A 23337-nucleotide genomic window follows, 5' to 3' on the forward strand; every position below is an offset into this window, starting at 1 on the left:
AGAAGTATATACCCATTCGCTTAAATTAAACCTAACTGCTTTAACCATGTTAGGGTTGCTGGCAGAGTGGGCAGCAATAAGACTAAAATAAAACCAATAAAATACATAAAGTTAAACGGGTCTTTAAATGGCTGACTACTCATTACAGCTCCTAAGGCATATGCAAGTATAAGTGCACAGGAATCTAACAGTGATGAAGATCACAAAACGGGCGACATTGTAGCGGTTTGTCAAATCAACAAAAACCCTTTTTATGTAGGGTTATTGCAATTATTTTGATCCAATAGGCGCACTAACGCCGATGACTCCGCACTATACCTTTGGTGGCTAACTGTTCCAGTAGCTGTAAACAACCTTGTGCCAGAACCTCTGGCGTTATCTGCGGATAAGTTATTGTTAACCAATTGACTATTCCTTCAAAGCTCGTCAATCCTTGCCCAGCTAGATATGCCAACACTTGGGCACTTAAAGGATTCAATTGCAAAAAACTGACTTCACCTTCTTCATCTTGGTAAATGCAGAAGAATACTGGCGTATCAAGACACTCTTCAGGGCGAAAGTCATGGCGGATATGCTGCACAGGATAATGGTACTGCGCGACCCTCGCCGTGGATGAAAGACACAGCGGAATATCTTGGATTTGTGCTGGATGGATCTCAGCCTCTTTAGCATCCTGTTGTGCCACCGCCACCACAAGTTCAAGCCACTCATAGTGAGCCAATTCCAACATAAACACGGGATCAGTATCTTTAGGTTGATATTCCCGTTGCAGAAAATCTAGAAACTCCCCTGCTATATCGATGAAAATAGGTGACTTACAGTCGTGATGGCTAAAAAAATCTTGTACTAATACCAACCAATCGTTCTCAGAGTACAAACTCTTAAGCACCGGAAAACCGTTAGAGACAAAACCCATTACATTACTAAAAAATAATTCACGATAAACCTGCATTCGCTCAAGTGATGTATCCAAAGGTAATGGCTTAGTGGGGTCGCGAATATAATCGATAAAGGATTGCTGAACCTGCTTAAAATCCATTAGGCACTCCTTTTAGCGTCAGCCGACTTAAACGCCATGGCTTGATATTGGTGAATCTGTTCGATCTCGAGCAATAGTTCAGGGGTTGGCGGTAAATTAAAATCCCGCTCTAATAGCGTCGGCAGCACCCCATGCTTGGCATAGCAGGCTTGCAAAAGTGCCCACACAGGATCATTTATATCGGCGCCATGGGTATCGATAATCAGATCTTCTGCCTGTTTATAGTGACCGGCAATATGCAAATAGGCGATACGCTCAGTGGGCATCGCGTTTAAAAACTCATCGGCATCATATTGGTGATTTTTCGAATTTACATAGATATTGTTTACATCTAACAACAACTTACAATTGGCTTCTTCTAGCACCGCATTTAGAAATTGAAGTTCTGTCATTTGTGCTGCAGGCGCTGCGTAGAAGGAGACATTTTCTAGGGTGAGTGGCCGCTCTAAAATATCTTCAACCTGCTTAACCCGTGCTGCTACATATTTGACCGCTGCATCGGTAAACGGAATAGGCATCAAATCATATAGATGGCCTTGGCCTGAGCAGTAACTTAAATGTTCGGAGTAGACTTCGATTTGATGCAAATCCATAAAGGCTTTAACGCGGCGAACAAACTCGACATCTAAGGGCGCGGGACTGCCTATGGATAAGCTGAGGCCATGGCAATAAAACACATGTTGCTCAGTGAGTTGACGAAACTGCTTGCCATATTTACCGCCTAAGGTCATCCAGTTTTCAGGGGCAACTTCAAAAAATTGAATGGTATTTGGTACTTGTTGGCAAAACTCAGTCAGCATTTCCCGCCTAAGGCCAAGCCCAACCAATCCATCATGTTGATTTTTCATATCACCTCTTCGCCCTAACACTCAATATAAGGTTTACATGGCTGCAGAAAATAAAGGCCAGCACTGCTGGCCTTCTATTGATAAAACCACGGCTAATAAAACCCCGATATAGACCCATTAAGCATCTTGATTTAGAGCTTATTCCACTTCTTTTTTAACGGTATCGACTTTAGTTTCAACTTTTTCAGCGGCTTTTTTCATATCGCCACCACACTTACCTTCGCCACATTTTCCTTCTTTGGCTTTATCAACGGCTTTGTTCATATCACCGCCACACTTGCCTTCACCACATTTTCCCTCTTTGGCTTTTTCTGCGGCTTTTTTCACTTCTTCGCCGCATTTACCTTCACCACATTTGCCTTCAGAACCAACGATTTGAAAGCCTGCATCCATTGTTTGAAAGCCAAATGGGTTAGTTTGCGCATTCACGGCAAAAGCTGAACTGACAACGACTGTACCTAATGCAACTGCTACGGCTGTTTTCTTAACTGAATTCATAATGTTTTCCTTTTCGTTTATTGCTTAAAATGACCAACAACAGGTTACGTAGTTGGCTTGTAACAAAAGACCTGCTGAAGTTCAATTCTATTGCAAAAAACGCTCTTAGATCACAGAAATATTCAATACACACTGATAGGCGACATATTAATACCTAAACCCAATTAGCAAAGTTTGTTGTTAAGGTTAGGGCATGTTGACGTTTCAGGGTTATTTTTGCAGCGAGTGGCTGACCTTTATGCAAGGCAAAGCCCGTGCCGCGTAGTTATTCTACATAAACGAGCGATAACGCAGCAGAAACGCCAGCCAAACGCTGCCCGAAAGGGTCGCCAGGCAAGCTATTGCTCTTACTTACTTTCATACGAGCCGCTCGTCATTTGAGTCGAATAACGATACTTCATTCCTCGTTTCGCGATGACAAGCTTGCCAGAGCGAACAAAATTTGATCTCGAAACATCAACACGCCCTCGCTATCGCACTTTGTAACACTAGAGCGATAAGGTAGAATGCATGCCCTTTTAGAACGATAGGTTATTGCAGTGCGTGTGATTTTGGCTCCAATGGAAGGCGTGGTAGATGATTTGATGCGTGACATCCTCTCAACTATCAATCCCTACGATTTACTCGTGACCGAATTTGTACGAGTGGTAGATCAGCTTCTACCAGAAAAAGTCTTTCTTAAACTTTGCCCTGAATTACTTAATCACGGTAATACACCATCTGGCACTCCCGTGCGCGTTCAATTACTCGGTCAAGAACCCCAATGCATGGGTGAAAATGCCCTGCGCGCGGTTGAGCTTGGCTCCCACGGGGTCGATGCAAACTTTGGTTGCCCCGCTAAAATGGTCAACCGCAGTAACGGTGGTGCAGTGCTCTTGCAATATCCTGATAGTATTTACAATATTGTACGCGCCATGCGCCAAGCTGTGCCCAATCAACACCCTGTTACCGCAAAAATCCGCCTAGGCTATGAAGATAAGTCGCTATTTATGGAAAATGCCTTGGCTGTCTATGAAGCGGGGGCGACCGAACTTGCCATTCATGCGCGCAGTAAAGTTGATGGCTATAAACCGCCAGCATATTGGGAATACATTACAGAGGTGCGTAAGCGTTTACCTATTCCTGTTATTGCAAATGGTGAGATTTGGAACAGTGATGATGCCAAGCGTTGTATAGCGGTTACGGGCTGCGATAGCATTATGATTGGCCGCGGTGCGATTTCATTGCCGAATTTGGCTGACACCATCAAAACAGGGGCAACACCTTACACTTGGGCACAAACCTTGGGGCTAATGCTCAGTTATACCCAAAGAGAACTCAATGGCCGTAAGAGCGACTATTACCCAGCTCGAATCAAGCAGTGGTTTACCTATCTCAATCGACAATACCCTGAAGCGGACACACTCTTTAGAGAATTGAGAGTCCATAAAACCACCGAAGACATTGTCAGAGTGCTAGAAGCGGCACAAAATGCTTTACCAAAAACACGGTAATTCAACATGCAATCTTAAGGCGATGGGCAATAAAGTATTGATACCGTACCTTTGCAGCAATAATTCAATAGGAATGAAGCACTTTTTCGTTTTATTGCTGTGAAAAAACCAAAAAATCTCGCCGATACTTGATCTTTATCATAGTGGCTGATAGTGGAACTATTAGACTAAATGCCTAGAGTCAGATAAAACAGGCGATTTTACGTGAGCACCACCCATATCAGACATGAATTGTCAGAGCTTGAAGCTAATCTAAGGAAAGAAATCGGCGCGCTCCCCCAGTTCTTAGAAGTGCTCGGGACGCATTATGCCAACCTAAGCTTGGGCGAATTGATCGATCAATTGGCACAAAGCCCCTTGGCTGAACACTCCCTTTTCAGCCAATTGAATAAACTCGATGCGGCGATCTGTCAGCTTGATTTAGGTCTCTATGGCCTTTGCTCCGATTGTGAAGCTGAAATAGAAACTGAACGCTTGAGCCAAGATCCCACAGAGCAGCGATGCGCCTCTTGCGCAGAGCACTATCAGCATGAACACCGTCACGAGCTACGCCTCACCCACTAGTGGGTGTGCTATTTATTGCATCCAGTAAATCTCCTATCCTACTGCCATACAAAATTTAAACCGCGCTAAGCAACACTTTGGGCTATCCAGACACAGTTAATGTGAACATAGCGATGCGGTTGGCATTAAAATCTCTGGTTATATTTCCTGCTAATACAGAGCCATTATTCCTATCTCGACTTAACCTTCCTATCATTAAAATGAAAATGCCACTCAAATGAGTGGCATTTATGCTTAAACAAAATATCGATTAATTGTTACAGTTTACAACCGTCAACACTTGATGAGTTTTCATAAACAATGTCACCCACTGGATTGTAGTCAGCAGCAACGATAGTTTGTTTGTCTTTTAAGAATGAATACAGTAAATCAGCATCCACATAACCTGTTTGAATTGGGCTTTCCAATTTTGGATAACCGTCACCACCAGCAGCGTTAAAGCTAGGTACGGTAAACTTATAGGTTGTTGCTTCGCTAAAGTCTTTTCCATTGATTTGACTGATATTAGCTGTTTTAGCAACACAGTCGATAGTCATTTTCACGCCGGTAATTTGCGCATAACCACCAGAGCCAACTTGAAGACTTCCCACAGCACTTAAGTAGGCAGCAACTTCAGTTCCGGTCATTTCGTTCAATGTCACCATGTTACCGAATGGCTGAACAGTGAGCACATCGCGATAGGTAATATTGCCCGGTTGGATTGAAGCACGTACACCACCCGAGTTCATCACCCCGAAATCGGCAGACACTTTACCACTTTGAGCCATAGCTAACATGCGGCCTAAGTTGGTTTGCTTATTACGAACATTTGCACGCTCACCATCTAACAGCGCATCAGTCGTCGCAATCACTTCATCTAACTTGGCTTGACCTTTTTCTTGATAGTATGACAGTAACTCTTTTAACTCTGTATCAGGTTCAATTTTAGCACCAGCTAAGTCAGCGGTTTTCTTACCTTCGTCATCAAGTTTACGCATGTTCACAGGCACAAGCTTGTAACTCGCTAAATGGAGTTCACCATTGAAATATTCAAAATCAGCTCGGCCTACATACTTACCCCATTCATGGGCTTGCATAATCCATGTGCCATTTTGCTTATCCGGAGCACACTCATCACCCGGTTTAAAATCTGCATAAACTTTGTTTTCGCTGTCAGATTCCATACAAACAGGATTCTGTGAGTGACCACCAATAACAACCTGCAAGTCACCTTCAGTCAGCGCACGCGCCATAGCTACGTCGCCAGGTGCGTTACTGCCATTTTGGGCATCGGCATAGTGACCCATGTGTGTAGTCGCGAAAATAATATCAGCCGATTTGGCATCTTTAATTTCTTTAATGACCTTAGCAACTTCGGTTTTTGGATCAGTGAAAATCAGATCGCTAATAAATTCAGGGTTACCAATTTTAGCGGTGTCTTCTGTAGTTAAACCGATAACAGCAATTTTTAAACCGTTAATGTCAAAAATTTTGTAGGCATCAAAATAGCGTTCACCTTGGCTACCATCGGTATTTTTACGGTAAATGTTGGCAGCCAACATTGGGAATTCAGCAAGACGGCGCTGCATATCAAGTACGGATAACGGATTGTCAAACTCATGGTTACCTACAGCCATTGCGTCATAACCAATTTTATTCATACCTGTAAAATCGGGAATAGCATCTTGTAGATCAGATTCTGGTACACCAGTATTGATGTCACCACCAGACAATAATAGGGTTTGACCACCATTCTTAGTCACTTCAGCACGAATTTGATCGACCAGTGTTTTCTGAGCGGCTAAACCATATTCACCGTCACTGTTTTCCCAGAAGCGGCCATGGTTATCATTGGTATGCAAAACAGTAAATGATTTACAAGCACTACCCGCTTCAGCACACGTTGTTGGAACTTTGTCATCATCATCGCTATTACAACCCGCGAGAGCTGCAAGCACAGCAGTTGCAACTAATCCTTTAATAATCTTATTTATCATTACATCAACCCCTTGATTTTAATTATTTTATCATAGAAAGTTTGTCTCGAACTCCATCAAGTTCGACGAAGTGCATAATAGCAAATTATGAAGATGAAATGTGTCATTTTTATTAAAAAAGTGGCTTTAATGTGGTATTTACGAGAGGGTTTAAGATAAATTTGTTTCAAATAAAAAATAAGCTGAACGATTGAGTTATCTATATTTGAATTAAAAACAATAAAAATAAAATAATTACTTTTAAATCTTTAAATATAAGCAACTTAGAAGAAATAAAACCCAACACCGATTGTTCACTTAAAAGAACGAGCACGGGTAATATTTTCATTACCGCATGACGTTTTTATCAGCAATTAGATTTAGCTACATTTCAAATCGCTGTAATAACCACTGACAAATATCTTTTAACTGCGTTGGAATAACCGAATGTGGCATTGGATAAGTTTGCCATTGCACTTGATATCCCGCCAGCATCAAAGCCTCTTTAGCTAAGGTTCCTGCAGATAAGGGCACTACATCATCCTGCACACCATGCTGTTGTAATATCGGTGTATTACGGTTAGCAATACTTAATTCAGTCGGCAGCACATCACCTGTCGGTAAATAACAGGATAGCGCCATAATCCCCGCTAATCTTTTCTCAAAACGTAGCCCAGAGAATAAACTCATCACGCCACCCTGACTAAATCCTGCCAAGACAATACGTTCACTCGGAATACCTGCAGCGATTTGCTCATTAATCAGCGCCTTGACACTTTGCTCCGATGCCAGAACCCCTTGCATATCGGCTCTGTCATGTAAATCCATACTTTTAATATCATACCAGGCCCGCATCACGTAACCGCCATTAATAGTTACAGCTTGCTCTGGGGCGTGGGGGAAAATAAACCGAATACTATGATCACTAGGCAAGCCCAAAACTGGCACAACAGGGGCAAATCCAGCGCCAGAGTCCCCTAGGCCATGTAGCCAGATCACTGCTGCCGTGGCAGGAAATTGAGGTTCAATGACAATTCGTTCAAGAGAGTTAGACATACTCAAAAAATTCCTAATTCTATAAAAAACATGCTAAGACTATTCGAAACCGCTATTTAGACCTATGGCTAAATCCAAATCGCTACTCGCAATCAATACCTAACACTTCTTGCACTAATAATAGTTGCGCTTTGTCGTCGAGTTTTAGGCTCCAACGAACAGCGCCACCATCGGCGATAAGCATGGGTGGGTTGCGCCTTAGGCCAATATCTTCGGCGCTCGCTTGCAACACAATACTGGCGGCATTGAGTCGAACCTGAACTTCAAACTCAGTGACAATCAACTTACCCTGTGAAAAATCAATTACCATGTTAAACACCATCCCAATAAAAACGCGCCATCATAGCAAACTTTTGTATTTAACCTTTAGTTATAAAAATTTGATTACATTTCAGTTGAGTATAAATTACCTGCGGCTCACGGTATTCAGGTACACTTTCGACTATTAGGTGGCTGAAAACCCCAGCAGCGCAAGTCAATAGCGACTCTGCGTACCCAACACTAAAAACAAGCCAAAACAACTAATCAACTAGGTTTTTAATGATGTCTTCTCTGCGTAATATGCTCCTTACCACTGTACTACCGCTAACCCTGTCATTATTTACCAGTATTCATGCCAATGCAGCGCCAAATGTAGACTTAGACAAGCTAGACACACCATCGACAGAAATGGGGCAACAGGTAGGCAAAGACACACTCACCTATGCCAATTACGATGAAGTGAGTGTCAGCCATATTGACCTATCTTTAACCGTCGATTTTGATAAAAACCAGTTGCTAGGCGATGCAATCCTCGATTTGGTTTGGCATAAAGCGAGCAAAGAGCTGGTTTTAGATACCCGCGAACTCACCATTAATAGCGTGAGTGTGCAGAACAAATCGGGACAATGGCAAAACGTCCCCTTCTCCCTTTCAAAAGCAGATAAGGTTAAAGGTGCCGCACTTAGGATCCCACTGAACCACGAAAACAACGCTAAAGTTAAAGTCAGCTATCATACATCGAATAATCCCTCAGGCATCCAATGGCTTACACCGCAGCAAACCCTGGGTAAGCAATTACCTTTTATGTTCAGTCAAAGCCAAGCTATCCATGCCCGCAGTTGGATCCCGCTGCAAGATACTCCTGCTGTACGCCAAACCTATAGCGCAACGATAACCACAGATAAAGCCATTACTGTGGTGATGAGTGCCGATCGTCAGGTGTTATCGAATACCCAAACCCAGTTCTCTATGCCGCAGGCGATTCCCGCTTATTTGATTGCCATTGCCGCGGGGCATTTAAAGTTCGCCCCCTTAAATAACATCTCAGGGATTTGGGCCGAACCTGCAATGCTCGACAAAGCCAGCAAAGAATTTTCCGACACGCCAAAAATGATCAAAATAGCATCCAAACGTTACGGTGATTACCGCTGGGGGCGTTATGATCTGCTTATTTTGCCGCCAAGCTTTCCCTTCGGCGGTATGGAAAACCCCCGTTTATCTTTTATTACGCCAACGGTCATCGCCGGAGATAAAAGCTTAGTGAGCCTTATTGCTCACGAACTCGCCCATTCTTGGTCAGGTAATTTAGTCACCAACGCAACTTGGCGCGATCTCTGGCTCAATGAAGGTTTTACCACCTATGTTGAAAACCGCATTATGGAAGATCTCTACAGCCGTGACCGAGCACTGATGGAGCAAACTATTGGATACTCTGAACTGTTAGCTGAACTTGAAGAGTTACCACCACAGGACTCAGTGCTACACATCGCACTTGGCGAACGGGATCCCGACGATGCCTTTAGTGGTGTCCCCTATGTGAAAGGCCAGTTGTTCTTAGTATTTTTGGAGCAGAAATTTGGCCGCGAACACTTCGATGCCTTTGTGAAAGACTACTTCAATCATTTTGCATTTCAAAGTATTACTACGGCGCAGTTCCGTGAGTATTTATCTTTTAATCTATTAAACAAATATCCCAATGTTGTCAGCGAGGCAGAAGTCGATACTTGGATTGAAGACCAAGGTTTGCCTTCATTTCTCGTGCCCCCCAATTCCCACGCCTTCGATGATATTGATATCCAAAGACAGACTTGGCTTGAGGGTAACATTAGCGCACAAGCACTTAATACTAAGACATGGACAGTTCACCAATGGCTACGATTTATTAGCGAAATGCCTAGGATTAATTTGAACCAAACCAAACTTGCCGAGCTAGATAGCACCTTCCATTTAACTGGCACTAACAATAACGAAATTGCATTTGCTTGGTATTCACTCGCATTAGATAACCGCTACTACACGGTATTACCCGCGCTAAAGCAGTATTTAAACGAAATTGGTCGACGCAGGCTTATTGTGCCTTTATATCAAAAGCTGGCGAGTACCGAACACTATGATTGGGCTAAGGATGTCTACCTTAACGCCCGTCCGGGATATCATCCCCAAACTCAAGCAAGCCTTGATCTGCTGTTTGCCGATAACCCGATGGAACATTCCCATCGCCATTAGGCGGGTATAATTCATTAACAGTCTAAATGGAATTCATCATACAAACAAAAAAGCCCAAACCTGAGTTTGGGCTTTTAACTTTAAGGCTTCACGCTCGTTTTATCATCCTCAATCGATTAACAAAACAAGCTTAAAATCCTAAAGATTAGTGGTGATGACCGCCTGCTCCATGGGCATGACCATGGGCAATCTCTTCATCAGATGCATCGCGGGCACCTACAATTTCGATATCGAAGGTTAAATCGCGGCCAGCTAAAGGATGGTTGACATCCACGGTCGCCATAAATTTACCGACTTTAACGATAGTGACTTGGCGTTGACCTTGGTCAGTATTCACGACGGCTGTCATGCCTGCTTTCCACGCATTCGCGCCCAATAAATGCTTAACAGACACACGTTGTTGCGCCGCATCGCCCTCAACACGCTCACCATAGGTTTCCGATGCAGGTAAAGTCACAATGAACTTGTCACCAACAGCTTTGCCATTAATGGCATTTTCAACACCTGGCATCATATTGTCATGGCCATGTAAATAGGCAATGGCTTCGCGGCCTTCGTTGGTCTCAATCACTTCGCCTTTCTCGTCGCGCAGAGTGTAATTAAACTGCACAACCATGTCGTCTTTAATAATACTCATCGAATATCCTTTGATTTGCTTCGATTTCAAATGTGGGCGGAGCTTAACAAAACTGACCTTTTCACTCCACATTTTTATCCAGCTGGCATTGCAACCAGCATAACGTTAAAGTGTTAACCCTAAGGCAGTGAAAACCTCAGGACTTGGGAAACCATCGGCAATCATCTTCTTACTGCGCTGAAAAGCTTGGATCCCAGCCATTGAATTGCGCCCTAACACACCATCGGGCTTGCCCACCTCAAAACCAGCCTCATTCAACTTTTCTTGCAGTTGCTTAACTTGTTCACGGCTTAGGCGAGGCTGTTCAGGCGGAGCAACTTTTAGAGGCTCGCCACCATTAATACGATCCGCTAGATGCCCTACGGTAATGGCATAAAATTCCGAACGGTTCCAACGCATGATCACATTAAAGTTTTCATACCCTAGGAACGCAGGACCCGTATGGCCAGCAGGTAAATATAATGCTGCTTGAATATCCGCGGGAGGCAAGGGTTGTCCATTGGTCAGCGTGACCGACTGCGCCGACCATTCCGATAAGGGCAATGTTTGTTTCGCACCTAAATGACTGTAACTAAAATTCTTAGGCAGTAATACTTCACGTCCCCAGCGCTCGTTACGCTGCCAACCTAAGTTTTGTAAAAAATTGGCCGCAGAGGTCAAGGCATCTTCTGTGCTATTCCATAAATCCACCTTGCCGTCACCGTCGCCATCAATAGCATATTTTGCATAGGCTGAGGGCATAAACTGGGTATGCCCCATAGCGCCCGCCCACGACCCCACCATAGTGCTTTTATCAAATTGATATTTTTCTTTTAACTTCAGTGCTTGCATCAATTCGGTGGTGAAATAACTGCTACGACGAGGCTCACAGGCCAAGGTTGCAAGAGAGTCCAACACAGCCATTTTTCCTTTGTAGGAGCCATAGTTGGTTTCAAGTCCCCAAAAAGACAGAATATATTGTGGTGGCACCCCATATTGCAGCGACAACTTATCAAGCAATGCACGATGCTTTTGCAGTAAACGTCGCCCTTCATTGACGCGCCAATCGGTAGCTCGCTTAGTAAAGTAGTTCGCAAAAGTTTGACTAAATTCAGGTTGTTGTTGATCAAGCTCAATCACGCGCGGCACAAACTGTAAATGAGCAACGGTATTATTAATGGTTTCCTCTGATAAACCTTCGCTTCGTGCTCGCGCCTGTAACGTTGTGAGGCAACTAGCAAAGGCATCGGCATTCAATTGCACTGTGGTGTTCAATTGCTCTGCGGCGTTGATATCTTCTGCGGCAAGTGCCGCGTTAGTATCAGCAATGGCATTATTGCTGCTAACAGTGGATGTTGGCGCACTCGAACAAGCACTAACACTAACGCAGGCAGCAAAGCTAGCAGCAAGATAGGTAAACCCTTTTATTTTAATCAAATCAACAACTCCAATATTTGATTTCACAACAATCACTGTGTTGCAGCAGAAACACTCCCCATAGCCAATAATCCTGACCCATAGCGACAGCTAACACAATCCTTAATCCCATAAATACCGTTAAGCATAGTCTTATTGCTCAGTTATCCAACACAAGAAAAATCTTAACAAAGAATCCCTTGGCCTCTGTCGATGTTACCGTATAATGGGCAAGTTAACAGCACACTTCAAAGAGACCTATCATGACAGAAATCAATGCGGCTTTGGCTGGCTTTATCGAAAATGTAAAAGAACATCAGACGCTTTGGGGTCTAATGGATGAAACTGGTGAAGGCTGGGTCGTTTGTGACTCCTCCGAATTTGAAGACACTGATGTAATGCCATTATGGTCAAGCGAAGCTGCAGCAAAATCCCACTGCAGCGATGAATGGCACGATTACCAAGCAGTTGCCATTTCCCTTGAAGAATTCCTTGAGTATTGGGTTTCAGATCTAAATGACGATGGCGTGTTGATCGGTGTTGATTGGCAAACAAATGAAGAATGTTTGGAGCTCGACCCCATTATTTTAGCTAAAGATTTAGTTGATGTTGAAGAGTTTTAATCACTTCAATAATCCTTTAGCGGCATCAAGGAATGAGGCAATCAAACCTTGATGTCCGTTATCCCTATCATTGATATTCCCTTCGATAAGCGCCATACCTGCTGGTTTTGTGGCGAACCTTGTAATAAACATTTTGAGTATCAGAGCCAAGTTCATACACCTCACCCCTCCTTAGCCGTACCCGCCTGCAGTGAATGTGTAAAGCTGGCTAAGCAATATCCGTTAACGTCGATTTGGGATTGTCGTATGGCAGTGAAAGATGCATTGATGCGGATTTATGCTAAGCATCTTGCCATCGGGATCAACTGGACTGAAGCAGAACTCGCCGAGTCGGAGTTTTCCTGTAATGTATTTGAAGGCTTTAAGAAAAGTGCTTGGATGATGTACCAAATCGCCCGCGATAGGATCAATGCCCCTGGCTGGCCGTTACGGCTCGAAGGAGTGGAAATTGATGATCAAGGTTATAGTGCAGGCTTTGAATTTGATGGTGTAACTTATACGTCAGTGCATGCTGCTATCCACTATTACAGCACTCAATTTACTTTAGATCCGACCTTTTTTGCCGACCTCGTACGCTTAGTTGGTCGAGCTAGATTCAATTATGCCCTCAGGCTCGCCCGCATTCACATTGCTGCCGCTAAGGAAATGAAACGTCAAGTGTTAGCCGATCTTGAAGCCGAGTTGATATAACGCGATTGTTCAAGGTGACAAGACCGGAGCACTTTCTTGCTAACTTAATGGAAAATCAATCCGCTAAACAAACTTTCGACAATAGTAAAAAATAAACTTATTGCCCAATCACTTGCCTTAATCTTTCTTGAACCACTTCCACTAACAGATCCGGTTGGAATTTTGAAATAAAACGATCGCACCCGACCTTTTCAACCATAGCATGATTAAAACTACCGCTAAGGGAAGTATTAAGGGTTATAAATAAATCAGCCATTGCCTTATCGCTACGGACTTCATGGGTAAGTTTATAACCGTCCATTTCAGGCATTTCGGCATCAGTAATCATCATTAACAATTCTTTTGAGACCTGTTTACCCTCATCACGCCATTTTTGCAAAAGCTGTAAAGCCTGCAAACCGTCGGAAGCCTCAATGATTTCGATCCCGAGTTGACCTAGGGTATCGCGAACCTGGCGCCTTGCCGTAGAAGAATCATCTACAATCAAAATCTTACGCCCAGGCATTTCATGTACGAGCGTCTCATCGAGCACACCCTCAGACAAACGCACATCATAATGAATAATCTCCGCCAATACTTTTTCGACATCGATTATCGACACTAAATGGGATTGTCCCTGTGATTCTATACGGGTAATCGCCGTCAGATAATTATTCCGTCCAGCCATTTTAGGCGGCGGCATAATATCGCTCCATGTCATGTTGATGATATGCTCGACCTTGCCCACCAAGAAACCTTGAACGCTACGGTTATATTCAGTGATGATCATATTAGCATCATCCCCTGGAGCTACAGGTTTAAAGCCAATGGCCGAACGTAAATCAATCACAGGGATAGAGATGCCACGAATATTTGCCACCCCAAATATATGCGGGTGACTGCCTGGCATCGCATTTAGGGGCGGAAGTTTAACCACTTCTTTCACTTTGAACACATTAATAGCAAATAGCTGCGTGGAGTTTATGCGAAAAAGCAGTAATTCAAGCCGATTTTCACCAACGAGTTTGGTACGCTGATCTACGGTTGCCAGTACATTTGCCATAATGCTGCTTCTCTAATGTGGAGGAAAATGCTTTCATCGCATGCGACGAATTTAACTAAATTATAGCGGTAAACTGACGATGAGAACTATGCTAAAAGTCTATTTTATCTAAAAATTACAACCACTCTCGCAAAACTGCCCCCTAAACCTAGCCCACAAGTAGATGATCAGGATACTGTTCAGTGTTATTCAGTCAGACATTTCCAACAGCAAATCAATCCATACCCCTTGAAAATAGGGATGATGCCAAAAACTCGCAGCGCCCTTTATAGAGGCGATGTTTTTTGTGCTAACACCATTCCTGCAAGATTTAACACATTTCTATCGCAAACAAGATAAAACCCTTCTTGGCGTAACACAGCTAAAAATTCCTGGTGATCAAAGCGGTTCTGCTGCGGATGTTCAAACAATCGCCGACTCAGTGGATTACAAATCGCAGTTCGGTATAAATCCTCAACCACAAAAAAACCACCGGGTTTAAGCACTCTTGCTACCTCTGCAATTGCGGCCTGCCAATCTGGAATGTGGTGAAATACGGCAAAATTGAACACTATGTCAAACTGAGCTTCTGTAAAGGGGAGTTGCGTGGCATCCGCTACAGAAAAGCTCAAATTGTTTAAACCATGCGAAGAGTCCTGCCAACGTTTCTTTGCGGCAATTACCATTTCGGGATCAATATCCACCGCGGTAACATGCCCTGCGCCAAAGTGTTCGCGGATCAAATGAATACCATTGCCAAAACCACACCCAATTTCTAAAGCCTGTTCAAAACAGGCCATAGGTTTAGGGATCATAGAGGTGAGCAAAGGAGCTTCAACTTGATTTTGCAGCCAAAAACGCAGCGGATGCTGCACTAATGTTTTCTCAAACCGATTTAACTTCATATTATCCTCAACATTAAGTGATCTAATATTTGATTAACTGATCAAACTCTCGCTATGGTACGTAATAAAAGGGACTTAAGTTCATCTGAGGCCACTATGAAATTACCTCTTTTCCCATTACCTATCTGTCTGCTACCCGAGGGATACACCCAGTTGCGGATATTTGAAGCTCGATATAAACGCTTAGTTGCCGAATCTCTTAAATCTGGGCAAGGTTTTGGCTTATGCATGACAGAAGAAGATGGCAAAACCATTCAGCCAATTGGAACCTTAGTTCATATTATCAACTTTGAAACACTAGCCGATGGTATGTTAGGCATTAGTATTCAAGGAACGCAACGCTTTAAACTTAATAGTATCGAAATTGAAAATGATGGTTTAAACCGCGGTGACGTCAGCTTACTTGATAACTGGCCAACGATGCAGATAGCTGCAGATGAGCGCTACCTTAGCCAAATGTTACAAAATATCCTCAAGGAATACCCTCAACATTTACAACACTATCATCCTAAACAATTCGATGATATTGCCTGGGTTTGCCAGCGCTGGCTGGAGATACTCCCAGTTCAAGCCACAGAAAAATACCCCTGTATAAATTCGCCAGACCACACTGTGGCACGGGATTTATTGCGAGCAGTCATAAAATAACTTTCCAATGATCCTTTTTCTATCCATACCGTACTAATGGTAAACGGGCTTACTGATCTAGTGCAGTTGAGTAGCACAAATCCCCTCACCCTGTTCTGAGTACGGGATTTAACTATTAGTTTAAGAGCAAAATAATGGTAGTTTAAGAGCAAAATAATGGAAAATATTCAATCACAAAGCTATCAAAATCGGTATTATAAGCCCATATCATCCCTCACCAAATCGGCTATGGATATCGACATTTCAGCTCCCAGCAATAGCGAGCCACAAGTAGAACTGTTGGCCGCATTAATGCTAAAAGTGGCAAATCAACGAGATAGAGCCGCTTTTGGGTATTTGTTTACTTATTTTATGCCCAAAATCCGTGCATTCGGTTTACAACGTCTCAATCAGCAAGGGCTTGCCATGGATCTTGTACAAGAAACCATGACCAGTGTCTGGACCAAAGCCCATCTTTATAATGCTGACAAAGGCTCGGTAGCAACTTGGGTATTTACCATAATGCGTAATCAGTGTTTCGATATGCTAAGACGAGTGCAGCATAATAAGGAAGATGCCTTTGGCGATGATATTTGGCCTTTATGCGATACGGTAGCAATGAATCAAGAAACTCAAATTGATCACAAATTTACCGCCAAACTACTCAAACATTTAGACGATCTTCCCCTTGCACAGCGCCAAGTTGTGCAAGGTATTTATATGCAGGAACTCACCCAGCAAGAATTGGCTGACGCCCTAGAAGTCCCGATAGGAACCATAAAATCACGCCTAAGATTGGGACTAGAAAAGCTGAAAAGCTTTTTGGAGACACCAAATGATTAAGCATCACCCAGATCAAGATTTATTGTTTGCCCATGCCAAGGGAGAGTTATCCTTGTCAATGGCCATCGCCATTTCAGCCCATTGTGCACTGTGTGAAGCCTGTAAAACTGCCGTTGCTCAATACACCCAAGAAGCCGCTGATCTCGCATTTAATCAACATGAGATAGACGATACGACAGCAGATAATATCGACATTAGCGCTAACGATATTTCATTAATGCAAAGCGCGCTTCCCGATGAATTGCAAACTATGTTAGCACAGATACTTTGCCAACCAGAGTTAGCTACCGCACCAAGTAATGAACCCATTTTAGTTTCAGTAAAAAATCAGCACTATTCAGTTCCATCTGTATTTCGCCAACATCTTGATCGTCCTTGGCAACAGTTAGGTAAAGTTAGCCGAATGCGTTTTACACTAAATGAAATGAATACACGTGCCAGTTTATTACACATCGAGGCGCTAGGAGAAATTCCACAACACACTCACAAAGGTAATGAACTTACCCTACTGCTTGCCGGTGAGTTTAGTGATATCAATGGTAACTATGTTCCTGGTGATTTTATTATGTTGGACGGCCACACTAAACATGCACCTAAAACGCTAAAGGGTTGCTTATGCTATATAGTGCTAGATGCACCTCTGCATTTTACTAAGGGATTGAGTAAGTTATTAAACCCTATTGGTGAACTAATTTATTGAGCCATGCTGTAAATTCAAGCGAAAAAGTAAACCACAGCATGTAGATAGAGTGAATTATCATCAAGCCCGTCAAAATGAGCTACTTTGACGGGCTTTATACAGAATCACTGCAAATAAACTCGAAAGCTATACCAGAAACAAACTCAAATTTAACAACAAAGGAAGGATATTCAAATTAAGTGATAAATAAACTTGCGTAAGTGGGTTTTGCTGATATACTTCGCCTCGTTTTGAGATTCACCTTGTTGTTCTTTTTAATCCAGTTTGATAAACATCTAATCAAATCTTGGTCCTCACAAAGAAAGCCTACTACAAGTAAAACCCCATAAACTCAGTCAGTTGATAGTTACATGTACATGATTATGTATGTTGAACTTATTAAACCATATGCTGTCATAGTCTTGTCATCAAGCTATGTTCAACTGGTTTAATTGAGTTAATCCATTGACATAATCGATGATGTGTATTAATTATCGATAAAGCATTTCTTGATTATCAGTTAAGAGATGGGGTAACCTCGATACTCACTAGAACCATCTTTTGCACTTAATGCTAAGGATATTTTATTGTTAAAACTCTCTCACCTAAGGGTGAATTAAAACAGAAGGAGTGTGGCATATGTCATACAAAATTAACGGACATGAAATTACAGTGAATTTTCCTGTAGATTCGATTTCAGTAAATAAAACCTCAATTGCTTTTACCGATCGTCAAGGTAAAAACAGACAGACTTTTTCTAAACGTACAGAAGCCATTAGCTTTATGAAATGGTTATTGTCCGCGAACAAATAAGTTAAAAAGTTAGTACCGCAATACCCGTTTGATCAAGTGTATTTAATCGGTTTCCATTATCTTCGCAATACCGAGCACTTAAGTCGACTGATAGCCGAATGTCACGAACACGCTATCCTTTTTACGTCATTATGACGAACACATTTGGTTCAGGCTGTATCTCTCTCACACAGATACCTGCCGAACCAAATGAGTCAAATCCAGCGTTAGATCACCTATTTCCACTCCAGCATCCGCTAATATTCATACACATGAATACTATTCAGCACATCGTCTATGCCAAAACCCAATACTCAGATCGCCATGCAAACCTTGATAAACAAGATCAAAACGACAATTCCACTCAATTTAGAAGAAGCACAACTGTGTCAGGGGCAATGTTTGGGCTGTTCGAAAAAAATGCTTGAAATGTTAGATGCTGAAATCAGCTATTGGCAATTTAGCAATGTGATGCCAAGCCTAAAAGATTTAAAAAATATTGAAAATATTGCCCTGCGCACCTATAAAATTCTTAAACGAAATAACCTTCTGACATCATAATATTTAGTTTTCATAATCATCACTAAAATCATCTAAAGTCGACTATGTCACCTTCAAGTTAATTTTCCATGAAATTTACGCTGATATCGTGGCAGCATTGTATCGTTCCCAAGTAGTCCACCTTGATGTAAATACATTACAGGTCCTTGATGACATCGCCCTAAATAATCCTCAAGCACAATAAAGCCTAAGGGATCGTAGAGTAATTCAAACTGAACTCCTGAGGCACAAACCCGCTGCCACATGGCATAAAATTCAGGGTAGAGTTTGCCAAAATGATATTTCTTCCCAACATTAACAATATGTGGATGCTCACAGGTTTCGGGATTAAGCATTGAGAATTGCAAACGTAAATAATCATCGCCACCGACAACTGCACAAGTGACGACACGAATATCCGTTTGCTGACGAATAAAATACTGATTTAAAAATAACGCTGTTGTCCCCGTTCCCGAAGGTAAAAATACCGTTAAATCAGTCACACCATTGGCTTGTACCCACAAGTGGATTTCTTGAGCGAGAATATTCACCCCATATTCGGCGTAAGCACAGCGGCCCCCTTCGGGAATAAAAAGTGCCGTTGGCTCATTCGCTAGCACTTGTGTCCCAATATAGTCCTGGCAACTTAGCCGCGATGCACGCACTTGCAGTGAAGTCTCAGACTTTACATCAGGGTCTAATAAAGCATGGGGTTCGCGTTGCGACTGAGTGAACGCCGGCTTTTGTGCCAATAACTCACTTAAATCGATAATATTGGCGCCATTAGCTAATGCCGCAGCATAATTTCCCGTGGGATGTTTAATAACTTGACTGGCAATATGATCCACATAAAAGTCACACTTCCAGCCTTTCATCTTCGCCAGAGTTGATAGGGAATACAAAGAGTTAGCTAAGGGCGAACCGTGACCTATCACTTTGTCGATGCCTGCAAACTCATGATCTAAAAAATAGCCAAATTTACGCGCTTTATTGCCACTAAATGCTGGGTGCAATGAATCATCACGCTTTAGAAAAATATCACGACCAGCAAAGGCAAGGATATCAACAGGGGTATTAGCAAACATCAGGATACTCAAGCGATTAAATGCACAGGCTTTTAAGCCATTCAAGGTGATGGCTAGTGTAACGCCGCTTTTCATTTTCTGTCCTTAAGAAATTAGCAATTTGGCGATAAATTAGTGAAAGTCACAGCCTTAACTCAATAAATAAAAATTAAGATACTGATTATTAACCATTAAATAGTTGGCACACTTCTCGCTTAGTTATTGCTATATTTTCGATTTATCAAAGCTAACGACATTAATTACAGCTAACGATAAAGGCTAACAGGGTAAAAATAAGGAGTTTTCGATGGCAGTATTACGCTTAATATTTAACGTCGCTTGGTTTGTACTTGGCGGATTTGTGATGGGACTGGCTTGGTGGCTCGTAGGGATCTTGTGCTTTATCAGTATTATAGGTATTCCCTTTGGCCGTGCCTGCTTTGTGATCGGCGAAATGACCTTTTGGCCCTTTGGTCAAGAACAAATAAACCGTCGCCACTTAACCGGACGTGAAGATTTAGGCACGGGTGCATTAGGTATGGTAGGAAATATTGTTTGGTTTTTAATGTTTGGAATTTGGTTAGCAATTGGTCACTTAATCCATGCCCTTGCCTGCTTTGTGACAATTATTGGTATTCCCTTTGGACTACAACATATAAAGCTCGCACTATTAAGCCTAACCCCAATAGGTCAAACGATCGTTGCCAAGACCTAAATGAGTTAAGTTGCGCTCTCGAATCACGCTGACAGCATCTCATGATCAGGTGCCTGTCAGTTAGATTTGATTGAAATATGCTTTTCTAGCCATCGCTATTTGAGTGTTTTCACCATCAACGATTTATCAAAACCTTTTTTGTCTCGCATAAAACAGTCTGTAAAATTACAGCTTAAAATGACAACACGCATTATTCGATTTCATCTAACCAAGCTCTGGCTTCAGTCCGTTCATTAATGGGAAAAATCTTAACTGGGCAAGGCAACATAAATGCTAATGCATTTACCATGGCTCCTAACTTTTCCATATCTGCAATCATCACTACACGGGAAAAATCGCTTAAGTGGAATACGCTGAGCATGGCATCATCCCAAAGTGCCCCTACAGATATACCTTCAAACTCGGGACTAAACTCATACCATAAGCGTATGCAGGCATAATCTTGAAGTTTTGTTTCAATTGCAGGTAATAGTTGGGATTCAATATCCTGATGATTAACCCACCCAGAAACAATAATAGTAAGAATATCATCGGCGTAGCTAGAAGAAACTTTCAGCATGTCACACCTCTTTTAAATACATGCAATACCCCATCTTCGGCACAAACTAAAGATACAAATATGCTGATATGGCTGCTGGGAAAACAATTTATATCTGCAAAAGAACATGCTCAGAACCCATTAAACAACCACATCGTGCAGGTAAGTTTGAGCCCATGCAATTGCTTGACCACGACTCGAAACACCTATCTTACGAAACACGCGATACAAGTGCGTTTTGATAGTACTTTCACTGACAAATAACTGATTTGCAATATCTAAGTTTGTACTACCAGATAATAAAGCCTGTAATACTTCACGCTCACGAATGGTCAACGGTTCTGTGTGCTCAAATAAACCAAAGTCATCGTTGACGCCATTGATCAGTTGCATCGGGATCACCCTATGCCCCCTTAAAATATTGGAGAGTCCTAGGCTGATTTCAGCTAAACCGGCATTAAGATAAAACACCCCTGCAGTTGTAGCAGCTTGTGTTAGAAAGCGCGCATCCACTTGTTTTGGGAATTGGATATAGACCACACGCACACTAGGGTGCTCACGGGCCAGTAATCGCTGAAATTGATAGGCTTTTTGTAGATCAACAGTCGCTAAATCAATCACAACCATCGAGGCTTGGTTATCTTTGATTTGCTCAACCATCACATCAGGATTGATTGGGGACAACTTGACAAGAAACTCCTGTGGCCAACGCCCAGCAAGCAATTCCACTAATATTTGCGATCGTGACACTACTATCCAATGTAAGATTTTGAACATCCTGCCCACTCCCTGTCTGGTTAACGATTATTCACTTTGAGAAAAAATTTCTCAATACAACTCCAACATCCGTCCAATAGACTTCCAAGTCTATTGCGACCACGATATTAGCACTAGATAAAACAGAATCAAAAGACTTACTCGAAAAACATTTACCGTACGCAAGCCAAAAATCTATAGAGTTTAATTACAACATTCTCAATTAGAAATATGAATTAAAACTGAAAGAACTAGTTATGTTAAGATACAGACATAATATCAAGACAGTCCCATCGTGAATATTATCAGTTTGGAATAATTAGCTCCTACATCTAACGCGATACAATGTAGCTGATGTATTACTTTTTTTACCCTAAATGTACACTTCCTCTTTTTGACTTCATCATGAAAATTTTGCTTTTCCCATTGATAAACTCAAATAATCGAACACTCTGCAGTAATGTTGCACTTCTCTAAAATGCTCTTATTGCTGTACCTAGAGGTTAAATATCCGTGGCATTAATATCATTGGTGCTAAGACAAAACATGTAAATTTATTGTATTGGCTAAGATACCGACACTAGACAATGATATGTACAACCAACCAATAAATAACTTATTACTTAACTCAAGTTTGAAATTAAATCATTAATACAATAATCACAACGATTTAACGCTATACGGTTATTGGGCTTTAGCTCAATGTTTGCTAAAAATTCTGATCATAAAAAATGCCAGCAATTTGCTGGCATTTTTGATGTAAAACTGAAAGCTTACACTAACAGAACTAGGATCTATTTTTTCAAAACAGATTCAGATGTACGGCCATCGTCATGACAGCTCTCACAGGTAGGTTTTTCGCCTACGTTCATATCATGCACCTTATGACAGTCTGCACACACTAAACTACCATCATGCGGTTTGTGTACAGCATCCATCTCGGCAAGAGATCCGTGACAGCTTTGGCACTGTTCCTGTTCAAAGGCACCATCAGCGGAAGGCGAACCATCCTTATGACAGCTCTCACATCCACCCGACTCAGCGTGAAAATCTGATAATTTTTGATCTGCTGCAAATGCGGTTGGCGACAGCGCTAGCGCTGCGAGACTTGCCCCGAAAAGTGCACTTAATAGTTTCTTGCTCACAATAGTATCCTCCAATGGCGATTGTCAGTGGAAATTCTTGTCAGGGTGACTTCCATCTCGCAACCAAAAGTAAATAGCACGACTCAATCTAACTTAGCTAAGGATTAACTAATAAGCAACCCAATTCTAAGCAAGCCCACTTTATCAATATACTCAAAGGTAAAACGTGCGCTGCATCATGTAACCACATGCTTATATAAGAGTTTTACATTTTTACAACTCGAAATTCACATAAAAAGAATTACCTAGCGCGATAATGTAAAAATAAAAAGCCCTAAATCAAAAAGGAGACCTAAGGTCTCCTTTTTGATAACTATGACCCGTCCTAAATAGCGTTGACACTTTTCAAACTCATTTTGGAGAGTGTAATGACTTCAACAATTAAACGAACTCAACGTGATTATTCCCTCGCTTTTAAATTGGCCGT

General features: G+C 42.1%; 26 protein-coding genes. 11 read left to right on the forward strand and 15 right to left on the reverse strand.

Annotation, left to right across the window (positions count from 1 at the left end; translation table 11 throughout):
* Positions 1–20: 20 nt before the first annotated feature.
* The 4 genes from L2744_RS21605 to L2744_RS17220 form a co-directional block, all read right to left on the reverse strand.
* The gene (locus L2744_RS21605; RefSeq protein WP_283104023.1) at positions 21–143 is read right to left on the reverse strand and encodes a hypothetical protein; all 123 of its coding nucleotides are present in this window, start codon (positions 141–143) and stop codon (positions 21–23) included.
* 149 nt (positions 144–292) lie between these two features.
* On the reverse strand, positions 293–1039 hold the full coding sequence (locus L2744_RS17210; protein ID WP_248993054.1) for an HvfC family RiPP maturation protein: 747 nt from the start codon (positions 1037–1039) through the stop codon (positions 293–295).
* Positions 1039–1887, reverse strand: a complete 849-nt coding sequence (locus tag L2744_RS17215) for an HvfB family MNIO-type RiPP peptide maturase (RefSeq protein ID WP_248993055.1) — start codon at positions 1885–1887, stop codon at positions 1039–1041. The genes L2744_RS17210 and L2744_RS17215 overlap by 1 nt, the downstream gene beginning before the upstream one ends.
* 138 nt (positions 1888–2025) lie before the next feature.
* The gene (locus L2744_RS17220) at positions 2026–2385 is read right to left on the reverse strand and encodes an HvfA family oxazolone/thioamide-modified RiPP metallophore (protein WP_248993056.1); all 360 of its coding nucleotides are present in this window, start codon (positions 2383–2385) and stop codon (positions 2026–2028) included.
* Between the two features lie 539 nt (positions 2386–2924).
* On the opposite strand from L2744_RS17220, the gene dusC reads away from it, so the two are divergent.
* Positions 2925–3878, forward strand: coding sequence for a tRNA dihydrouridine(16) synthase DusC (gene dusC / locus L2744_RS17225; protein ID WP_248993057.1), 954 nt, complete (start codon positions 2925–2927; stop codon positions 3876–3878).
* A 204-nt stretch (positions 3879–4082) separates the two neighbouring features.
* Entirely contained in the window at positions 4083–4442 is a 360-nt protein-coding gene (locus L2744_RS17230; protein WP_248993058.1) for a TraR/DksA C4-type zinc finger protein, read from the forward strand.
* Between the two features lie 257 nt (positions 4443–4699).
* Here the strand turns inward: L2744_RS17230 and ushA are convergent, their stop codons facing one another.
* From ushA to L2744_RS17245, 3 genes are all read right to left on the reverse strand, one after another.
* On the reverse strand, positions 4700–6418 hold the full coding sequence (gene ushA, locus L2744_RS17235) for a bifunctional UDP-sugar hydrolase/5'-nucleotidase UshA (RefSeq protein ID WP_248993059.1): 1719 nt from the start codon (positions 6416–6418) through the stop codon (positions 4700–4702).
* A gap of 363 nt (positions 6419–6781) precedes the next feature.
* Positions 6782–7453, reverse strand: coding sequence for an alpha/beta hydrolase (locus L2744_RS17240; protein WP_248993060.1), 672 nt, complete (start codon positions 7451–7453; stop codon positions 6782–6784).
* An 82-nt stretch (positions 7454–7535) separates the two neighbouring features.
* Entirely contained in the window at positions 7536–7763 is a 228-nt protein-coding gene (locus L2744_RS17245) for a DUF3389 family protein (RefSeq protein ID WP_248993061.1), read from the reverse strand.
* Between the two features lie 251 nt (positions 7764–8014).
* Here L2744_RS17245 and L2744_RS17250 point away from each other — a divergent pair, with 251 nt between their 5' ends.
* The gene (locus tag L2744_RS17250) at positions 8015–9940 is read left to right on the forward strand and encodes a M1 family metallopeptidase (protein ID WP_376711954.1); all 1926 of its coding nucleotides are present in this window, start codon (positions 8015–8017) and stop codon (positions 9938–9940) included.
* 145 nt (positions 9941–10085) lie between these two features.
* On the opposite strand, the gene L2744_RS17255 is transcribed toward L2744_RS17250, so the two are convergent.
* Positions 10086–10577: an FKBP-type peptidyl-prolyl cis-trans isomerase gene (locus tag L2744_RS17255; RefSeq protein WP_248993062.1), complete on the reverse strand. Its 492-nt coding sequence runs from the start codon at positions 10575–10577 to the stop codon at positions 10086–10088.
* 105 nt (positions 10578–10682) lie between these two features.
* Positions 10683–11993 (reverse strand): lytic murein transglycosylase, encoded by a 1311-nt coding sequence (locus L2744_RS17260; RefSeq protein WP_248993063.1) that lies wholly within the window; start codon positions 11991–11993, stop codon positions 10683–10685.
* A 242-nt stretch (positions 11994–12235) separates the two neighbouring features.
* Between L2744_RS17260 and L2744_RS17265 the strand changes: the two genes are divergently transcribed.
* Positions 12236–12595: a DUF2750 domain-containing protein gene (locus L2744_RS17265; protein WP_248993064.1), complete on the forward strand. Its 360-nt coding sequence runs from the start codon at positions 12236–12238 to the stop codon at positions 12593–12595.
* 51 nt (positions 12596–12646) lie between these two features.
* On the forward strand, positions 12647–13285 hold the full coding sequence (locus L2744_RS17270) for a hypothetical protein (RefSeq protein ID WP_248993065.1): 639 nt from the start codon (positions 12647–12649) through the stop codon (positions 13283–13285).
* A gap of 97 nt (positions 13286–13382) precedes the next feature.
* On the opposite strand, the gene L2744_RS17275 is transcribed toward L2744_RS17270, so the two are convergent.
* Positions 13383–14327 (reverse strand): chemotaxis protein CheV, encoded by a 945-nt coding sequence (locus L2744_RS17275; RefSeq protein ID WP_248993066.1) that lies wholly within the window; start codon positions 14325–14327, stop codon positions 13383–13385.
* 266 nt (positions 14328–14593) lie between these two features.
* On the reverse strand, positions 14594–15211 hold the full coding sequence (locus tag L2744_RS17280; RefSeq protein WP_248993067.1) for a class I SAM-dependent methyltransferase: 618 nt from the start codon (positions 15209–15211) through the stop codon (positions 14594–14596).
* Between the two features lie 96 nt (positions 15212–15307).
* On the opposite strand from L2744_RS17280, the gene L2744_RS17285 reads away from it, so the two are divergent.
* The 5 genes from L2744_RS17285 to L2744_RS17305 all read left to right on the forward strand — a co-directional run bounded on the left by L2744_RS17285 (position 15308) and on the right by L2744_RS17305 (position 18713).
* Complete coding sequence (locus L2744_RS17285; RefSeq protein WP_248993068.1) at positions 15308–15859, forward strand: LON peptidase substrate-binding domain-containing protein; 552 nt, start codon at positions 15308–15310, stop codon at positions 15857–15859.
* Positions 15860–16015: 156 nt separating this feature from the next.
* Positions 16016–16681: a sigma-70 family RNA polymerase sigma factor gene (locus L2744_RS17290; RefSeq protein ID WP_248993069.1), complete on the forward strand. Its 666-nt coding sequence runs from the start codon at positions 16016–16018 to the stop codon at positions 16679–16681.
* The gene (locus tag L2744_RS17295) at positions 16674–17381 is read left to right on the forward strand and encodes a ChrR family anti-sigma-E factor (protein ID WP_248993070.1); all 708 of its coding nucleotides are present in this window, start codon (positions 16674–16676) and stop codon (positions 17379–17381) included. The genes L2744_RS17290 and L2744_RS17295 overlap by 8 nt, the downstream gene beginning before the upstream one ends.
* A 618-nt stretch (positions 17382–17999) precedes the next feature.
* A complete protein-coding gene (locus L2744_RS17300; RefSeq protein WP_006082106.1) occupies positions 18000–18173 on the forward strand; it encodes a hypothetical protein in 174 nt (57 codons plus the stop codon).
* Between the two features lie 276 nt (positions 18174–18449).
* The gene (locus L2744_RS17305) at positions 18450–18713 is read left to right on the forward strand and encodes a hypothetical protein (protein ID WP_248993071.1); all 264 of its coding nucleotides are present in this window, start codon (positions 18450–18452) and stop codon (positions 18711–18713) included.
* 53 nt (positions 18714–18766) lie between these two features.
* Here L2744_RS17305 and L2744_RS17310 read toward each other — a convergent pair whose 3' ends face one another.
* Positions 18767–19777, reverse strand: coding sequence for a pyridoxal-phosphate dependent enzyme (locus L2744_RS17310; protein ID WP_248993079.1), 1011 nt, complete (start codon positions 19775–19777; stop codon positions 18767–18769).
* Positions 19778–20063: 286 nt separating this feature from the next.
* Here L2744_RS17310 and L2744_RS17315 point away from each other — a divergent pair, with 286 nt between their 5' ends.
* Positions 20064–20471 carry a YccF domain-containing protein gene (locus L2744_RS17315; protein ID WP_248993072.1) on the forward strand — a complete coding sequence of 136 codons (408 nt, stop codon included), beginning with the start codon at positions 20064–20066 and terminating at the stop codon, positions 20469–20471.
* Between the two features lie 190 nt (positions 20472–20661).
* On the opposite strand, the gene L2744_RS17320 is transcribed toward L2744_RS17315, so the two are convergent.
* The 3 genes from L2744_RS17320 to cctA all read right to left on the reverse strand — a co-directional run bounded on the left by L2744_RS17320 (position 20662) and on the right by cctA (position 22910).
* Positions 20662–21030: a SpoIIAA family protein gene (locus L2744_RS17320; RefSeq protein ID WP_248993073.1), complete on the reverse strand. Its 369-nt coding sequence runs from the start codon at positions 21028–21030 to the stop codon at positions 20662–20664.
* A 120-nt stretch (positions 21031–21150) separates the two neighbouring features.
* Positions 21151–21786, reverse strand: coding sequence for a LuxR C-terminal-related transcriptional regulator (locus L2744_RS17325; protein ID WP_248993074.1), 636 nt, complete (start codon positions 21784–21786; stop codon positions 21151–21153).
* 773 nt (positions 21787–22559) lie between these two features.
* Positions 22560–22910, reverse strand: coding sequence for a tetraheme c-type cytochrome CctA (cctA, locus tag L2744_RS17330; RefSeq protein WP_248993075.1), 351 nt, complete (start codon positions 22908–22910; stop codon positions 22560–22562).
* Between the last annotated feature and the right edge of the window lie 427 nt (positions 22911–23337).

The organism is Shewanella profunda (assembly GCF_023283765.1).
In the GTDB taxonomy this organism is placed as follows: domain Bacteria; phylum Pseudomonadota; class Gammaproteobacteria; order Enterobacterales; family Shewanellaceae; genus Shewanella; species Shewanella profunda.

Bases quoted from the DNA above. Each gene is read 5' to 3' on its own strand.
- L2744_RS21605 (WP_283104023.1), bottom strand. From the start codon at position 143: ATGAGTAGTCAGCCATTTAAAGACCCGTTTAACTTTATGTATTTTATT.
- L2744_RS17210 (WP_248993054.1), bottom strand. From the start codon at position 1,039: ATGGATTTTAAGCAGGTTCAGCAATCCTTTATCGATTATATTCGCGAC.
- L2744_RS17215 (WP_248993055.1), bottom strand. From the start codon at position 1,887: ATGAAAAATCAACATGATGGATTGGTTGGGCTTGGCCTTAGGCGGGAA.
- L2744_RS17220 (WP_248993056.1), bottom strand. From the start codon at position 2,385: ATGAATTCAGTTAAGAAAACAGCCGTAGCAGTTGCATTAGGTACAGTC.
- ushA (WP_248993059.1), bottom strand. From the start codon at position 6,418: ATGATAAATAAGATTATTAAAGGATTAGTTGCAACTGCTGTGCTTGCA.
- L2744_RS17240 (WP_248993060.1), bottom strand. From the start codon at position 7,453: ATGTCTAACTCTCTTGAACGAATTGTCATTGAACCTCAATTTCCTGCC.
- L2744_RS17245 (WP_248993061.1), bottom strand. From the start codon at position 7,763: ATGGTAATTGATTTTTCACAGGGTAAGTTGATTGTCACTGAGTTTGAA.
- L2744_RS17250 (WP_376711954.1), top strand. From the start codon at position 8,015: ATGCTCCTTACCACTGTACTACCGCTAACCCTGTCATTATTTACCAGT.
- L2744_RS17255 (WP_248993062.1), bottom strand. From the start codon at position 10,577: ATGAGTATTATTAAAGACGACATGGTTGTGCAGTTTAATTACACTCTG.
- L2744_RS17265 (WP_248993064.1), top strand. From the start codon at position 12,236: ATGACAGAAATCAATGCGGCTTTGGCTGGCTTTATCGAAAATGTAAAA.
- L2744_RS17270 (WP_248993065.1), top strand. From the start codon at position 12,647: ATGTCCGTTATCCCTATCATTGATATTCCCTTCGATAAGCGCCATACC.
- L2744_RS17275 (WP_248993066.1), bottom strand. From the start codon at position 14,327: ATGGCAAATGTACTGGCAACCGTAGATCAGCGTACCAAACTCGTTGGT.
- L2744_RS17280 (WP_248993067.1), bottom strand. From the start codon at position 15,211: ATGAAGTTAAATCGGTTTGAGAAAACATTAGTGCAGCATCCGCTGCGT.
- L2744_RS17285 (WP_248993068.1), top strand. From the start codon at position 15,308: ATGAAATTACCTCTTTTCCCATTACCTATCTGTCTGCTACCCGAGGGA.
- L2744_RS17290 (WP_248993069.1), top strand. From the start codon at position 16,016: ATGGAAAATATTCAATCACAAAGCTATCAAAATCGGTATTATAAGCCC.
- L2744_RS17295 (WP_248993070.1), top strand. From the start codon at position 16,674: ATGATTAAGCATCACCCAGATCAAGATTTATTGTTTGCCCATGCCAAG.
- L2744_RS17300 (WP_006082106.1), top strand. From the start codon at position 18,000: ATGTCATACAAAATTAACGGACATGAAATTACAGTGAATTTTCCTGTA.
- L2744_RS17305 (WP_248993071.1), top strand. From the start codon at position 18,450: ATGCCAAAACCCAATACTCAGATCGCCATGCAAACCTTGATAAACAAG.
- L2744_RS17310 (WP_248993079.1), bottom strand. From the start codon at position 19,777: ATGTTTGCTAATACCCCTGTTGATATCCTTGCCTTTGCTGGTCGTGAT.
- L2744_RS17315 (WP_248993072.1), top strand. From the start codon at position 20,064: ATGGCAGTATTACGCTTAATATTTAACGTCGCTTGGTTTGTACTTGGC.
- L2744_RS17320 (WP_248993073.1), bottom strand. From the start codon at position 21,030: ATGCTGAAAGTTTCTTCTAGCTACGCCGATGATATTCTTACTATTATT.
- L2744_RS17325 (WP_248993074.1), bottom strand. From the start codon at position 21,786: ATGTTCAAAATCTTACATTGGATAGTAGTGTCACGATCGCAAATATTA.